Origin of the sequence: Mesorhizobium sp. ORS 3428, from assembly GCF_001854785.1 — a bacterium.
Taxonomy (GTDB): domain Bacteria; phylum Pseudomonadota; class Alphaproteobacteria; order Rhizobiales; family Rhizobiaceae; genus Mesorhizobium.
Map to the genome: position 1 here is coordinate 56,658 of NZ_MDFL01000122.1, position 14,413 is coordinate 71,070.

At 64.0% G+C, this 14,413-nt stretch carries 14 protein-coding genes; 3 read left to right on the forward strand and 11 right to left on the reverse strand.

The genetic code is table 11. The annotated features are described in order from the left end of the window. Nucleotides 1-11: 11 nt before the first annotated feature. Genes ORS3428_RS17985 through ORS3428_RS18000 form a run of 4 tightly spaced genes read right to left on the reverse strand, consistent with a single transcriptional unit; the run spans nt 12 to nt 3,825 of the window. Nucleotides 12-989 (reverse strand): hydroxyacid dehydrogenase, encoded by a 978-nt coding sequence (locus ORS3428_RS17985; protein ID WP_071099638.1) that lies wholly within the window; start codon nt 987-989, stop codon nt 12-14. Between the two features lie 5 nt (nt 990-994). After that, nucleotides 995-1,711 (reverse strand): FadR/GntR family transcriptional regulator, encoded by a 717-nt coding sequence (locus ORS3428_RS17990; protein WP_071099639.1) that lies wholly within the window; start codon nt 1,709-1,711, stop codon nt 995-997. 2 nt (nt 1,712-1,713) lie between these two features. Continuing rightward, on the reverse strand, nt 1,714-2,883 hold the full coding sequence (locus ORS3428_RS17995) for a mandelate racemase/muconate lactonizing enzyme family protein (protein ID WP_071099682.1): 1,170 nt from the start codon (nt 2,881-2,883) through the stop codon (nt 1,714-1,716). 54 nt (nt 2,884-2,937) lie between these two features. Next, nucleotides 2,938-3,825, reverse strand: coding sequence for a sugar phosphate isomerase/epimerase family protein (locus tag ORS3428_RS18000; protein ID WP_071099640.1), 888 nt, complete (start codon nt 3,823-3,825; stop codon nt 2,938-2,940). A 402-nt stretch (nt 3,826-4,227) separates the two neighbouring features. Here ORS3428_RS18000 and ORS3428_RS18005 point away from each other — a divergent pair, with 402 nt between their 5' ends. From ORS3428_RS18005 to ORS3428_RS18015, 3 genes are all read left to right on the forward strand, one after another. Next, nucleotides 4,228-5,283 (forward strand): sugar phosphate isomerase/epimerase family protein, encoded by a 1,056-nt coding sequence (locus tag ORS3428_RS18005; protein WP_071099683.1) that lies wholly within the window; start codon nt 4,228-4,230, stop codon nt 5,281-5,283. A gap of 154 nt (nt 5,284-5,437) precedes the next feature. Continuing rightward, nucleotides 5,438-6,625: a Gfo/Idh/MocA family protein gene (locus ORS3428_RS18010; protein WP_071099641.1), complete on the forward strand. Its 1,188-nt coding sequence runs from the start codon at nt 5,438-5,440 to the stop codon at nt 6,623-6,625. Between the two features lie 140 nt (nt 6,626-6,765). Next, entirely contained in the window at nt 6,766-7,617 is an 852-nt protein-coding gene (locus ORS3428_RS18015; protein ID WP_071099642.1) for a sugar phosphate isomerase/epimerase family protein, read from the forward strand. A 110-nt stretch (nt 7,618-7,727) separates the two neighbouring features. Here the strand turns inward: ORS3428_RS18015 and phnE (ORS3428_RS18020) are convergent, their stop codons facing one another. From phnE (ORS3428_RS18020) to phnL, 7 genes are all read right to left on the reverse strand, one after another. Continuing rightward, nucleotides 7,728-9,095, reverse strand: a complete 1,368-nt coding sequence (gene phnE / locus ORS3428_RS18020; RefSeq protein WP_071099643.1) for a phosphonate ABC transporter, permease protein PhnE — start codon at nt 9,093-9,095, stop codon at nt 7,728-7,730. A gap of 1 nt (nt 9,096) precedes the next feature. Further along, nucleotides 9,097-10,053: a phosphonate ABC transporter, permease protein PhnE gene (gene phnE, locus ORS3428_RS18025; RefSeq protein WP_071099644.1), complete on the reverse strand. Its 957-nt coding sequence runs from the start codon at nt 10,051-10,053 to the stop codon at nt 9,097-9,099. Nucleotides 10,054-10,111: 58 nt separating this feature from the next. After that, entirely contained in the window at nt 10,112-11,020 is a 909-nt protein-coding gene (gene phnD / locus ORS3428_RS18030; protein WP_071099645.1) for a phosphonate ABC transporter substrate-binding protein, read from the reverse strand. Between the two features lie 144 nt (nt 11,021-11,164). Beyond that, complete coding sequence (gene phnC, locus ORS3428_RS18035) at nt 11,165-12,022, reverse strand: phosphonate ABC transporter ATP-binding protein (RefSeq protein ID WP_071099646.1); 858 nt, start codon at nt 12,020-12,022, stop codon at nt 11,165-11,167. 172 nt (nt 12,023-12,194) lie between these two features. Next, complete coding sequence (locus ORS3428_RS18040; protein ID WP_071099684.1) at nt 12,195-12,905, reverse strand: DUF1868 domain-containing protein; 711 nt, start codon at nt 12,903-12,905, stop codon at nt 12,195-12,197. 174 nt (nt 12,906-13,079) lie between these two features. Beyond that, nucleotides 13,080-13,697, reverse strand: coding sequence for a DapH/DapD/GlmU-related protein (locus ORS3428_RS18045; RefSeq protein WP_071099647.1), 618 nt, complete (start codon nt 13,695-13,697; stop codon nt 13,080-13,082). Then, nucleotides 13,694-14,401, reverse strand: coding sequence for a phosphonate C-P lyase system protein PhnL (gene phnL, locus ORS3428_RS18050; RefSeq protein WP_071099648.1), 708 nt, complete (start codon nt 14,399-14,401; stop codon nt 13,694-13,696). The genes ORS3428_RS18045 and phnL overlap by 4 nt, the downstream gene beginning before the upstream one ends. Nucleotides 14,402-14,413: the final 12 nt, after the last annotated feature.

Below are 14,413 nucleotides of genomic sequence, written 5' to 3' on the forward strand. Positions count from 1 at the left end.
CCCGCCGGGTGTCAGTCGGCTGGGAAACGCTGGCGGTAGTGCTCGATCGCTTCGGGATTGCGCAGGTTGGCTGGCAGCTTGTTGGCAAGCACCAGCAAGGCCTCGTTCGCCGCGCCGACTCCCATGCRCATCATCGATTCCTCGGTGATACCGGCCATATGCGGGGTGATGATGACGTTGTCGAAGCCGAAATAGGGGTGGTTCGCGGGCAGCGGCTGGGTCGCGAAGACGTCGAGCGCGGCGCCRCCGATGCGGCCCTTCCGCAGGGCTTCGATCAGCGCTTCGTCGTCGATTACCGGCCCGCGCGAGACATTGATCAGCAGCGCGTTGGGCTTCATGCGGGCGATGYGCTCGCGGCTGATCAGGCCGCGCGTCTCCTCGGTGAGCGGGCAGCAGAGCACGATGATGTCGCTCTGCTCGACCAGCGCGTCGATCGACTGGAAGCCGACGCGCTCGGGCGCCGGTCTCATACTGCGTGTCGTCGCCACGACATTGAGGTCGAAGCCATGCGCGGCGATGTGGCCGACGGCCTGGCCGACTGCGCCGAGGCCCACAATGCCGATCGTCTTGCCGGCAAGCTCGCCGGTCGAATTGGCGTGCTCGCGCCCGGCGAGCCAACCCTTGGCGCGCAGGTCGCGGTCCATCACGCGGAAGCGCCGCACGAGCGCGAGCGATACGAACATCACATGCTCGGCGACCGAGCGGGCATTGACCGCCGGCACGTTCGCCACCAGCACGCCGGCGGCGGTTGCGGCCTCGACGGGGATCATGTCCAGCCCCGCGCCATGGCGGATCGCGGCGCGCAGTTTTTTGGCGCCGTCGAAGAGTTCCGCCGGCAGCGGCGCGCGCACGATGACGATGTCGGCGTCCCTGGCCTCTGTGGCCAGCGTCCTGGCATCGAGCGCAGACGCGATCGCCAGCCGGCCGGCGCCTGCCAGCATGGCCGTGGCGCGYGGGTGCAGCGGGTGCGTCGACAGGATCTTGCGCATAAGATTCAGGCTTTTTCGAGCGCCGCGCTCTTCGGCTCCGTTCCGTGGCCTTCGATGAGGCCCTTCCAGTAGCTCTCCGCGCCCTGCAGATGGGCGCTCATCAGCGCTTGGGCGAGATTGCCGTCGCGGCGCAGCAGCGCCTYGTAGATCTGGATATGCTCGGCATGCGAGCGCTTGCTGCGTTCCAGATCGTTGAAATAGATCGGCAGGCGCTGCTCGCCCATCAGATAGTAGACGCTGCAGATGTTGTGGAAGATTCTGTTCTTGGTCGCCCGCACGATCTCGAGGTGGAATTCGCGGTCTTCCTTGGCGAGACCCTCGCCGGCGGCGATCCGCTCCTCGGAAGCCTTCAGGATCTCGCGCAGCCGTTCGAAGTTCTCCTCGGTGGCACGAGAGCAGGCAAGCTCGRCCGCCTTGATCTCATGGATCTTGCGCAGCTCGACGGTCTCGTAGATCTGCACCGGGTCGAGCGGCAGGCCCGCGCGGGCAAAAAGCGCTAACGCTTCCACGCTGGCCTGCTTGGTGTCGATATAGATGCCGGATTTGGCGCGGCGCTCGACGATGCGCATGGCTTCCAGGATCGCCAGAGCCTCGCGGATCTGGCCGCGGCTGACGCTGAAATGTTCCGCCAGCTCGCGCTCAGACGGCGTGCGTCCCGACTCCTTGTCCGAGTTGGAGAACAGATAGGCGGCGAGTTCCGCAAGAAGGTTCTTTTCTTTCATCGTCAAATGCGTTGCGCGTGCGCCTCCAGGAAACGCTCGGAAATGGTGAAACCCAGTCCGGGCTTTTCAGGGATGGCTATCATACCGTCCTTTGCTTCGACAGTCTCTTCCACGAGATCGTGGATCATCGGGTTGGCGCCAAGCGAATATTCGACGGTGAAGCTCGAAGGCGAGGCTGCGCAGACATGGAGCCCGGCGAAGAAACAGGGCGCGCCCGCCCATAGATGCGGCGCGAGGCGCAGGTTGAAGGCGCTGGCGATGGTGCCGATCTTCATCGCCTCGCTGATGCCGCCGCAGAAGGCCGGATCCGGCTGGAAGATGTCGGCCGATTTCAGCACGGCAAGATCGCGGAAGGCATAGCGCGTCGCCTCGCTCTCGCCGGTGGCGATCGGGACCGAGCCTGAGGCGCGCACCTCGGCCATGCCGGGCTTGTCGTCGGCGATCACCGGCTCCTCGAACCAGGCGAGATCGAGGTCGGCGGTGAGATTGATGAAGCGCTTCGCCTCGGCGACCGTGTAGGTGCCGTGGGCGTCGACCATCAGCTGGACATCCGGGCCGATCGCTTGTCGCGCGGCGCGCACGCGCGCGGCCGAAATGTGCGGCGCCCCGTCCATGGCGCCGATGCGCATCTTCAGCGCCTTGAAGCCGCCCTTGGCAATATAGGATTTGAGCTGCTCGCCGATGGCATCGGCAGCGGCCCAGCCGCCCGACGCATAGGCCTGCATGCGCTCGACCTTGCGGCCGCCGAGCAGCCGCCAGACCGGCTGCCCCAGCGACTTGCCGAGGATGTCCCAGAGCGCGATGTCGACGGCRCTGATGGCCGCCACGCTCAGGCCGCGCCGCGCCAACTGCGGCATGGCATGGCCGGCATGGGCCGCCGTCTGGTGCCGCACGCCGTTATAGAGCATCTCCCAGATGATGCCGATATCGGCCGGGTCGCAGCCGATGAGCTGCGGCGCGATCTCGTGGTTCAGCATGTGCACCAGCGCGCCGTAGCTGCCGGCGCTGCCGGCGGCATTCTTGCCCTCGCCCCAGCCGACCAGCCCGTCATCGGTCTCGATGCGCAGAATGGCGGCGTCGAACGTCGTCACCTGACCGAAGTCGCTGCGGTGCTGCCGCGACGCTTCGATCGGAATGCGGACCCACCAGGCCTGGACGTTTCTGATACGCATCTTCATCCCCGGCCCTGCCGCCCGGCGAGGGCGGCAGGGCTGCAATCGGCCCGTCTACTTGATCAGCGGCAGCAGCGTTTCGGCTGTGATGCGCATCTGGTCAGTGTAGAATTTCTCGGTAAGCAGGCTGGAGCCGTGGTCCTGGATGAATTTGAGCTGCTCGGGCGAGATATCGACCGGGTTGCGCTCCACCATGTCCGGATAGGGGGCGGCCGGCGTGCGGTCGACCGGCGCGACGAACTCGTTGGTCAGCGCACCGTCATAGCCGATCTCCTTCAGCGTGCCGACGATCTTCGGCCAGTCGATCTGGCCGAGGCCGGCTGCGAAGCGGTTGTTGTCGGCGACGTGGAAGTCGAAGAGGCGTTTGCCGACCTGCCGGATGGCGTCGTAGACGTTAAATTCCTCCATGTGGATGTGGTAGGCGTCGAGGCAGACGCCGCATTCCGGGCTCACTGCGTCGGCGAGCGCGAGCGCCTGGGCGCCGCGATTGAACAGATAGGTCTCGAAGCGGTTGAGCGGCTCGACGGCGATCCGGACGCCGACCTTCTTGGCATGGGCGAAGCATTCGCGCGTGGYGTCTACCACCCAGCCCCATTCTTCCGCTTCGGTGCCGTCCGGCACCACCTTGCCGACGGTGGCGGGAACCAGCGTGATGATCTCGCCGTCGAGCTCGCTCACCATGGTCAGCACGTCCTTGACGTACTGCACCGAGCGCTCGCGCTGGCCCTGGTCCTTGGCGGCGAGGTTGCGCTCGCCCAGCATCAGCGTCACCGAGCCCCAGCAGCGGATGCCGTGCTCCTTCAGGAGCGCGCGCGTCTCCTTGGTCTTGTACTRCTCCGGCTCGCCGGAAATCTCGATCGACTCATAGCCGAACTTCTTGATGCGCTTGAGCGTCACTTCCAGCGGCTCCRCCCGCATCCAGTTGTGCGTTGAAAGATGCATGGTCTATCCTTCCCAGAATTCGCCTGTCACGTTTGCCCGCGGCGTTCTCCAGTGAGCCCGTCGCATGATCTCCTCCCCAAGGCGTTCCAGCGGTTTTCCCAGAAACTGGTTCGACCAATTGGGCCTGACAAGACCACTACAGCAAATTCTCATGGACGGCAAGGAGACCGCACACGGAGCCTTGTCTACTCGATAATTTGTTGATTTTAATGGATTTAATACTTGTCTTGCGATTATGCTCTTTGCTTCCAAGCGGTTTTCGACGGCTTGACCAAATAATCGGATTTGGTAATACCAGAATGGCGTGGCGCTCCGGCGCCGATACCAAGTGACCAAACAGGCTGGCCCTCGCATCAATCGGCGCTATGCTTGGTCGCGACAAACGAGAGAGGGAGGATGCCGATGCCGACGACGATGAAGGGTCCCGGCCTGTTTCTGGCGCAGTTCGCGGGCGACGCGGCGCCGTTCAATTCGCTGGCTTCGATCACAAAATGGGCSGCCGGCCTCGGCTACAAGGGCGTGCAGATCCCGACCTGGGACGGGCGCCTGTTCGACCTCAAGAAAGCGGCGTCGTCGAAAACCTATTGCGACGAGGTGAAAGGCATCTGCGCCGATGCCGGCGTCGAGATCACCGAGCTGTCGACGCATCTTCAGGGCCAGCTTGTCGCGGTGCATCCGGCCTATGACGCGCAGTTCGACGGCTTCGCGCCGGCCGAAGTGCACAACAATCCGAATGCAAGGCAGAAATGGGCGGTCGAGCAGATGGAGTTCGGCGCCAAGGCATCGAGGAATCTCGGCCTCAAAGCCTCGGTCACCTTCAGCGGCGCGCTCGCCTTCCCTTACCTCTATCCGTGGCCGCAGCGCCCGCCGGGGCTGATCGAGGAGGCCTTCGCCGAGCTCGGCAAGCGCTGGAAGCCGATCCTCGACGTCTATGACGAGAACGGCGTCGATGTCGGCTACGAAATCCATCCCGGCGAGGATGTGTTCGATGGYGCGACCTTCGAGATGTTCCTCGACGCGGTCGGCGGCCACAAGCGCTGCAACATCAACTACGATCCGTCGCACTTCCTGCTGCAGCAGCTCGACTATCTCGAGTTCATCGACATCTACCACGAGCGTATCAAGGCCTTCCACGTCAAGGATGCCGAGTTCAACCCGACAGGGCGGCAGGGCGTCTATTCCGGCTACCAGGGCTGGGTGAACCGGGCCGGGCGCTTCCGTTCGCTGGGCGACGGGCAGGTGGATTTCGGCGGCATCTTCTCCAAGCTTACCCAGTACAATTACGATTCCTGGGCGGTGCTTGAATGGGAATGCTGCCTCAAGCATCCGGAGGACGGCGCTGCCGAAGGCGCGCCCTTCATCCAGCACCACATCATTCGGGTTACCGAGAAAGCCTTCGATGATTTCGCCGGCGGCACCAGCGACAAGAAGCTGCTGCGCGCGATGATGGGAATCTGACGCTTGCTTTCCCTCCCCCTTGAGGGGAGGGTGGCCCGAAGGGCTGGGAGGGGTCGGTTGATGCCGCGCTCCACGCCGGGCGACCCCACCCGATCCGCTGCGCGGATCGACCTCCCCTCAAGGGGGAGGGTGACAACAGGAGAGAGGACAAAGAATGGTCGGCGCATCGAAGTCGGAAACGGGAGGCGRCCCGATCCGCTACGGCATGGTCGGCGGCGGGCAAGGGGCCTTCATCGGCGCGGTGCACCGGATCGCGGCACGCATGGACAATGAGTTCGTGCTGGTGGCCGGCGCGCTGTCGTCGAACCCGGAACGGGCAAAGGCCTCGGCCGAGGAACTCGGCCTTGATCCGTCGCGCAGCTACGGCTCCTATGCCGAGATGGCGAAAGCCGAAGCCAAGCGTTCGGACGGCATCGAGGCGGTGGCGATCGTCACGCCCAACAATGTGCATGTGCCGGCGGCCAAGGCCTTCCTCGAGGCGGGCATCCACGTCATCTGCGACAAGCCGCTGGCGACCTCGCTGGCCGAGGCGAAGAAGCTTGCGGCATTGGTCGAAAAGACCGGCAAGGTGTTCGTTCTCACCCACAACTACACGGCCTATCCGATGGTGCGGCAGGCGCGCGAGATGGTGGCCAAGGGCATGCTCGGCGACATCCGCATCGTGCAGGCGGAATATCCGCAGGACTGGCTGACGGAAGACCTCGCCGCGACCGGCCAGAAGCAGGCCTCGTGGCGCTCTGATCCCAAGCAGGCGGGCGCCGGCGGCGCGCTCGGTGACATCGGCACGCATGCCTACAACCTCGCCCGCTTCGTCTCGGGGCTGGAGCTGGACTCCTTGTCGGCCGACCTCGACGCCTTTGTGCCGGGCCGTCAGCTCGACGACAACGTCAATGTGCTCTTGCGCTTCAAGYCGGTCGGCAATGGGCATCCGGCCAAGGGCATGATCTGGGCCAGCCAGGTGGCGCCCGGCCATGAGAACGGGCTGAAGCTGCGCATCTACGGCTCGAAGGGCGGGCTCGAATGGGTGCAGGCCGACCCGAACTATCTCTGGTATACGCCGTTCGGGCAGCCCAAGCAGTTGCTCACGCGCGCAGGCGCCGGCGCGATGCCCGTCGCGGCCCGGGTGACGCGCGTGCCTTCCGGCCATCCGGAGGGCTATCTCGAAGGCTTCGCAAACATCTACCAGGAAGCGGCCCGCGCCATCCGCGGCGCGCGCAAGAAGGGCGGCAAGCTCGCCAAGGATGTCGTCTTCCCGACGATCGCGGACGGCGTCGAAGGCATGGCCTTCATCGAGGCTTGCGTGAAGTCGTCGAAGAAGAACGGGGCGTGGACGAAGCTGTAGGGGCGACGATCTTCAGGTGAGGCCGGCCAGCAAATGTGCTTTAAGTCCGCTCCGCTCCGGTTCTCGGAATCCACCATTCTCGGCGCAGCCTGACCTGAATCTCGCCACCCCTGGACGCATTTGCGGGGGAGGGGCGGCCGATGAAAATCGGCATGTGCATGTTCTTGTGGACGACCAGCGTCTCGAAGAAGCACGAGGCGCTGCTCAAGGACATCAAGGCGACCGGCTTCGATGGCGTCGAGATACCGGTCTTCGCGGGCAGGCCCGACGACTACAAGAAGCTCGGTGAGATGCTCGACCGCATCGGCCTGGAACGCACCGCGGTTTCGGCGATAGGCGATCCCGCGATGAACCTGATCTCGCCCGATGCCGCCACGCGCAAGGCGGRCATCGACTACATGAAATGGGCGATCGACTGCAGCGCGGCGCTAGGCGCGAACAGGCTCAGCGGGCCGCTGCATTCGACGCTCGGCGCCTTTTCCGGCATCGGGCCGAYGGCGGCCGAGAAGAAGCGCTCAATCGCCTCGCAGCGCGCCGTCGGCGACCATGCCGGCAAGAAGGGAGTCACCATCGGCCTTGAAGCCCTCAACCGCTTCGAATRCTACCTGGTGAACACCATGGACGATCTGTGCGAGCATATCGACGCGATCGACCGGCCGCACATCAAGGCGATGTACGACACCTTCCATGCCAATATCGAGGAAGCCGATYCGATCGGCGCCTATACGCGCAACCGAAGGAACGTCGTCCATATCCACATTTCGGAGAACGATCGCGGCGTGCCCGGGCGCGGCAACATCCCCTGGAAGGAGACGTTTTCAGCCATCCGCAACAGCGGCTATGACGACTGGCTGACCATCGAGTCCTTCGGCCGCTCGCTGAAGGATCTTGCGGCGGCGACCAAGGTGTGGCGGGATTTTGCCGAGAGCCCGGGGGCTGTGTATCGGGAGGGGTACAGGCACATCAGGGAGGGGTGGAAGGCTGCGGCTTAAGCGCCGTTCCGTTCGTCATCCTCGGGTCTGCGCCGCGTCGCTTCGCTCCTTGCTTCGCCCGTGGATGACGAAGGCGCGGATAGCCAACGGCAGTGATTGCCCTGCGTCCGTTACCCCTGCGCCGCCTGCAGGCGGTTGTAATCATGCAGCGTGCGGCTGAGCCGGCGGCGCAGGAAGTTCGAGATATTGTCGAAGATGAACACCACGGCCAGCGTCAAAAGCACCATGTAGAAGACGTTGGCCCAGTTCGAATTGGTGCGCATCGCTTCCCAGAGTTTCAGGCCGATGCCGCCGGCGCCGACGGCGCCGATGATGGTGGCGCCGCGGGTGTTCGATTCCCACTGGTAGAGCGTCTGGCTGATGAAGATCGGCACCACTTCTGGCAGCACGCCGTAGCGCTGAACAAGCAAGCCGTTGGCGCCGGTCGAGAGCACGCCTTCGCGCGGCTTGTCGTCGATGTTCTCCAACGCCTCTGAATAGGTTTTGCCGAGCGTGCCGATCTCGGTGAAGAAGATCGCGGCGCTGCCCGCCAATGGGCCGGGGCCGAAGGCGCGGGTGAAGAACAGCGCCCAGATCAGCATGTCGACCGAGCGCATGAAGTCGAAGAAGCGCTTGAGCACTTGGCCGAGCAGGCCGCTCGGCGTGATGTTGYGGGCGGCGAAGAAGGCCAGCGGGAAGGCGGCGATGCCGCCAAGCAGCGTGCCGAGGAACGCCATGACGATGGTCTGCAACAGCTTCGTCCAGACGTCGCCATGCTGCCATTGGGCATTGTTCCAGATGTTGTCGGCAGCAAGCGCGAGATTCGACGTGCCCGGCTTCAGCTCCGGTCCCGAGACGATCAGCGAGAACACCTCGCCGGCCGACTTGCCGAAGAAGGGCGAGCGCGTGTCGAAGACGAAATTCGCCCAGCCGAGAAAGCGCTTGCGCACCTTGACGCGGTCGGYGGTGACGCGCACCTCGCCGACGAAGCCCATCCTGGCGACAACCTCGTCGTCATGCACGGTGACCCAGTCTGGCACCGGGCCCGAGACGACCGGCTTGCCGCCGATCAGCGATATCGCGACGGTCTCGCCATGCGCGACGATCGTCGCCCTGGTCTTGTCGAAGGTGACGGATTTTGCATCGCCGTCGATCTGCACGGTGAAGGTGCCGTCCGGGTTCCTGATTACCCAATCCGGATTGGGGTTTTCGCCAAGCGCGGAGAAACGCGGATATTTCGGCGTGATCTGAGGCTGGTCGAGGCGGAACTCCGGCTGCAGGTCGTAACTGATCCATTGCGTCAGGAAGAGCGGCAGGCGCTCCCAGTGCGATTCCTTCAGCACCTGGGGCAGGCTGAAGAACCATATGGCGTAGGCGAGATAGAGCACCGTGCCGGCGACCAGGAATAGCGGCCAGAAGCGCTTGTAGAGCGGTCGCTGGAACACCTGCGGGAAGCGTTGCTCGATGGCTTTGATTTCATCGATGGTCATCGCAGCCATATCATGCACTCATCAAAAAGGCCTGCTCGCCAACCAGCTTGCGGCRCAGCCAGGCAGAGAACTGGTMGATGAGAAAGATCGTCGTGAACAGGAGCAGCACCAGCGCAAGTGTCTTGGCGCCGAAGYCGCGCGAGATGGAGAGTTTCAGTTCTTCGCCGATGYCGCCGCCGCCAACCGCGCCCATGATGGTCGAGATGCGCACGTTGATCTCGATCCGAAGCAGCGTGTACGATATGAAGTTGGGCAGCACCTGCGGCAGGTCGGYGAAACGCACGCGCTCGATCCAGTTGGCACCCACCGCGCGCAAACCCTCCTCGGGGCGCATGTCGATGTTCTCGTTGATCTCGTAGAACAGCTTGYCGAGCGCGCCGATCGAATGCAGGCCGATGGCGATGATGGCCGCGACCGGACCGATCGAAACGATGGCCGCGAACAGGCCGGCAATGACGATCTCCGGGAAGGCGCGCAGCAGTTCCATGAAGCGCTTGACCACCAGGCGCAGGACCGGGCTCGGGGTCAGGTTGCGCGCGGCGATGAAGGAGAAGGGAACGGCGAAGACGAAGCCGATGAAGGTCGAGACCAGCGCCACGTTCACCGTGGTCAGCATCAGCTCGAAATATTCAGGGACGTAGAAGCCGCCCCAGATGTAGACGCGGCCGAGCGGGAAGTTGAATTCCTGTGTGCCCTTGTCATGCGGCGAAGCAATGTCGAACAGCGCCCGCCAGACGTCGTTCCAGTCCTTGGGGATCAGCCAGCTCAGGAAGTCGAGGATATGCGGCAGCCGCTCGAAGAAATGGCCCGCATTGGCCTCGTCGGCAAACCACATGGTCGCGCACATGGCGACCAGCAGTAGGCCGACGCCGAGAACGGTGTAGAGGCGGCGAAGCGAGGTCTGTCGGCGCCAGGCGTCCGCCTGCTGCCGCGTGGCCTCGGAATGGATTGTCGTCGAAAGGGTCATGATCGGTGAATGCAAAAAGGGCGGCGCTTAAAAACGCCGCCCCTTTTTCCTGATGCCGTCAGCCGCCGATCGCGGCTTTGCGGGCTTCGATGATGACGTTGTAGAAGTCCGACTTCACCGGCACGTAGCCGRTGAAATCGCCGCCTTCGACGCCTTCGAAGCAGGGCTTGTCCTTGGTCGGCAGCTGGGTGAAGAAGTTGGTGAGCTTGGCAGTCATGTCGGCGCCGAGCGCGGTGCGCACGACCAGCGGGCCGTTCGGAATCAGGCCCGAGCGCCAGACTTCGACGAAGTCGTTCGGGTCGACTGCGCCCTTGGCGACTTCCTTGTGGAAGGTGCCCGAGGTGTAGCCATTCTTGAAGTCACCGATGCCGGAGGAGTCGTCAACCGCTACGTCGACCTTGCCGTCGCGCACCGCAAGCACGTTGTTCTCGTGGCCGCCGTTGAACTGGGTCGAGGCGAAGTAGGTGTCGTTCGCTTGGCCGGTGGTCTTCGGAATCTGGGTCAGCGGGATCAGATAGCCGGAGGTCGAGTCCGGATCGGCGTAGCCGAGCTTCTTGCCCTTGGCCGACTTGATGTCGGTGATGCCGGAGGACTTCAGCGCCAGGCCGATCGAATAGTAGCCGGTCGAGCCGTCGGTCTGCTTGGTGGTGAGGATTGGGGTGACGGCGTTCGGGTCCTTGAGGTAGACGCTGGCGTAGCCGGACGCGCCAAGCTCGGCGAAGTCGAGCGTACCGCCGAGCAGGCCCTGGATGACGCCATCATAGTCGGCGGCCGGGAACAGCGACACCTTCTCGAAGCCGAATTCGGCCTTCAGGTGGTCGGCAAGGCACTGGTAGTTGCGCAGGCGGTCGGTCTCGTTCTCGCCGCCGAGGATGCCGACGCGGAACTCCTTGATGTCGGCGGCGTGAGCGGCGCTTGCCGCCATGGCCAGCATCGATACGGCGCAAAGAACCATTTTCCTGAACATTTTGATCTCTCTCCTGTTGCTCCGGCTTCGAGCCGGAGGCGTTCGAATTTTGAGTTCAGCCTTTGACGCGGGCGGGCGATCCGGGTTGCTCTTCTTGAAATCCACGATTTGCCCGGAGCCGTTTCGGTGCCGGGGACAATGGACTCAGTAGCCGGGGAAGGCCGGTTCGAGCGGTCCGGCGGATGCGGTGATCTTCGGCTTGATGCTGACGCTGGTCGACGTGATGGCCTCGGAGACCTCGACGCCGTTGGCATCGGCGCCATAGACCGTGCGCACGGCATCGCGGTCGAGATCCTCCGGCGCGCCATCGAACACGACCTTGCCGGCGGCCATGCCGATGATGCGGCTGCAATAGGCGCGGGCGGTATCGAGCGTGTGCAGATTGGTGACGACGGTGATGCCCTCGCGCAGGTTGATGTCGCGCAGCGAATCCATCACCACCTTGGCGTTGAGCGGGTCGAGCGAGGCGATGGGCTCGTCGRCCAGAAGCACCTTCGGCTGCTGCATCATGGCGCGCGCGATCGCCACGCGCTGCTGCTGGCCGCCGGAAAGCGTGCCGGCCGGCTGCAGCGCGGTGCGTGCGATGTCGAGGCGCTCGAGAGCGGCCACCGCCTCGGCGCATTCAATGCGAGAAAACATGCCAAACAGGTTGGAGACCGTTGAGCGGTGGTTCAGGCGGCCGAGCAGGACGTTTGTCAGAACGTCGAGGCGCGGCACCAGGTTGAACTGCTGGAAGATCATGGCGCAGTCGCGCTGCCAACGGCGCAGCGGCGAGCCCTGCAGGCGCGAGACATCGGCGCCGTCAAAAAAGATCGACCCCTGGCTCGGATCGATGAGACGGTTGATCATGCGCAACAGAGTCGACTTGCCGGCGCCGGAACGGCCGATGATGCCGACCATCTGGCCGTGYGGGATCGAGATGTTGATGTCGTTGACTGCGGTGTTCTTGCCAAATCGTCGGGTTACGCCGCGAATTTCCAGCGTGGCCGATGAAGCTGACATGACAAGACTCCAGTCCGTCGCAGTTTGAAGGTCCGTTAACCTTCGCTAGCGCAGCCGCGTGAAGCTGGGGTGTCGGATTGATGTCAGTTTTGTTACGACCCACAGGCCCGTCCTTGTTTATGTATGTCGTTGTCCCAAGACCGCTGCGCAGTTTTCGGCGACATGCATAGGGTCATCCAAGGACCAGCAATTCCTCGAAATGCTTCATGTCCTTGAAGCTGCAGAAGGCCGGCGGGCGCAATTCGATCACCGGCGCCTCACGATCGAGGAACGACAGGCACTCGTCGAACAGGTCCTGCCAGGCGGACACGCGTTCGTCGGCGAGGCGGCGGATCTGGTAGGCAAAAGTGATGTGGAAGACGTAAGTGTCGTGGTCGGGATGGCGATAGCCGAACGGCACGGAGAGCGCGTCGCGCCATGTGCGCAGAATGCGCTCATCCTGCGCGGAAGCGCCGGCGACTGTCAGGCCGTTCGGGGTGACGCCGATGGCCTTGATGCGGAAGGCAGGGCAAGGCTGAAAGCCCTGCAGCCTTTCCAGATAGAGGCGGGTCATGTCGTCGATGCTGGTGTCGAGCGGCACATCGGCGGGCCAGTAGGGAAGGCGGCGCCGGTATTCGATGATGCCCTGGAACAGCGTCATATGCAGGCTGGAGATCGGCGTGAAGGCCAGGCGATCGGCGTCGGGCATGGCGCGCATGCGCTCGCGCACTTCGATCACCGCGGCTTCGGACGGCGAGCCCGCGACGAGATGGCTGACGATCGTGTTGCCGGGCTCKAGGAGGAAATTGCCCGACAAGTCATAGCGAGTGCCGAGATGCACCGGCGGCGTCGGGTTGGTGCCTTCGAAGAAGAAGGCGAGGGAAGGTCTTGCCTTGTCGAGCATGGCGATCTCTGACTTTGTTTTTCGCAATTCCGGACGGAAAACCATGACCCATTTTTCCTGGAATTGCTCCGAGGGAAATCGCCTCCTGTCCGAGTCGTGTGTCAGGGATGTGAATGGTGAAGGAGGCTCCTCAGCCTGTTTGCTGCCGCCATCCACTATCGACCATCACCGCGCTCAGCCGCCATACTTCTCCAGGAAAGCTTCAGCGGAGAGCTCACGGAAATCGTCGAGTGCGGCCCGCAGCCGGGCATGGTCCCAATCCCACCAGGCGAGCGTCTGGTAGCGCTCGGCGATGCGGCGGTCGAAGCGCTCGCGGATCGGTTTCGCCGGCACGCCGGCAACGATGGTGTAGGGCGCGACATCCTTCGACACCACGGCGCCGGCGCCGACCGCCGCCCCATCGCCGACGGTCACGCCGGGCAGGATGGTCGAGCCGTGGCCGAGCCAGGTGTCATGACCGATGGTGACGCGCCTGGCGCGGCGCTGCGCAAAGAATTCGCTCTCATGCTCGGCGTCGTCCCAATAGTCCGAGGCGCGGTAGGTGAAGTGATGCAGGGTCGGCCRCCAGGTCGGATGGTTGGTGGCGTTGATGCGCACGCTTGCGGCGATGTTCGAGAATTTTCGAATGGTCGCGCACCAGACGGCGCAATCTTGCATCATGTAGGAATAGTCGCCGAGTTCGCTTTCCGAGACGCGGCTGCGCTCGGCGATCTCGGTCCAGCGGCCGAGCGTCGAGTTCTCGACCTGCGCCGTCTCATGCACCAGCGGTGCCTCGGAAAGCTTCCTCGTCATGCAGCGATCTTTCCGGCAGCAAAGGCGGTGACGTCGATAATGCGGTCGGCCACCGCGTCGCGCACATCCTGGTCATGGAAGATGCCGAGCAGGGCGACTCCCGCCGCCTTCTTGGCGGCGATGAGCTCGACCACGACATCGCGGTTTTTGGCGTCGAGCGAAGCGGTCGGCTCGTCAAGGAGCAGGATCGGATGCTCGGTGATGAAGCCGCGCGCGATGTTGACGCGCTGCTGTTCGCCGCCCGAGAAAGTGGCGGGCGGCAGGGCCCAGAGCTTTTCCGGCAGGTTGAGCTGCGCCAATAGGGACYGGGCCCTTGCCCGCGCACCCTCCCGACCCTCGCCGCGCTCGACCAGCGGTTCGGCGACGACGTCGAGCGCCGAGACGCGCGGAACGGTGCGCAGGAACTGGCTGACATAACCGATCGTTTGCCGGCGCACGGCGAGCACCGTACGTGGGCTGGCGGAAGCAAGGTCGATCAGGCCGYCCTCGTGCTGGACGATGATCTGTCCTTCATCGACGGCATAGTTGCCGTAGAGCATCTTCAGGATCGAGCTTTTTCCGGCGCCGGACGGGCCGCCGAGCACGGCGCATTCGCCGGCGCGGATCGAGAAGGAGACGCCCGCCACCACCGGCAGCGTGACGCCGTCGCGCAGGTGCATGGTGAAGCTTTTCGCGGCATCGGAAACGACGAGAGGTGTCGGCATCAGAAGGTCCTC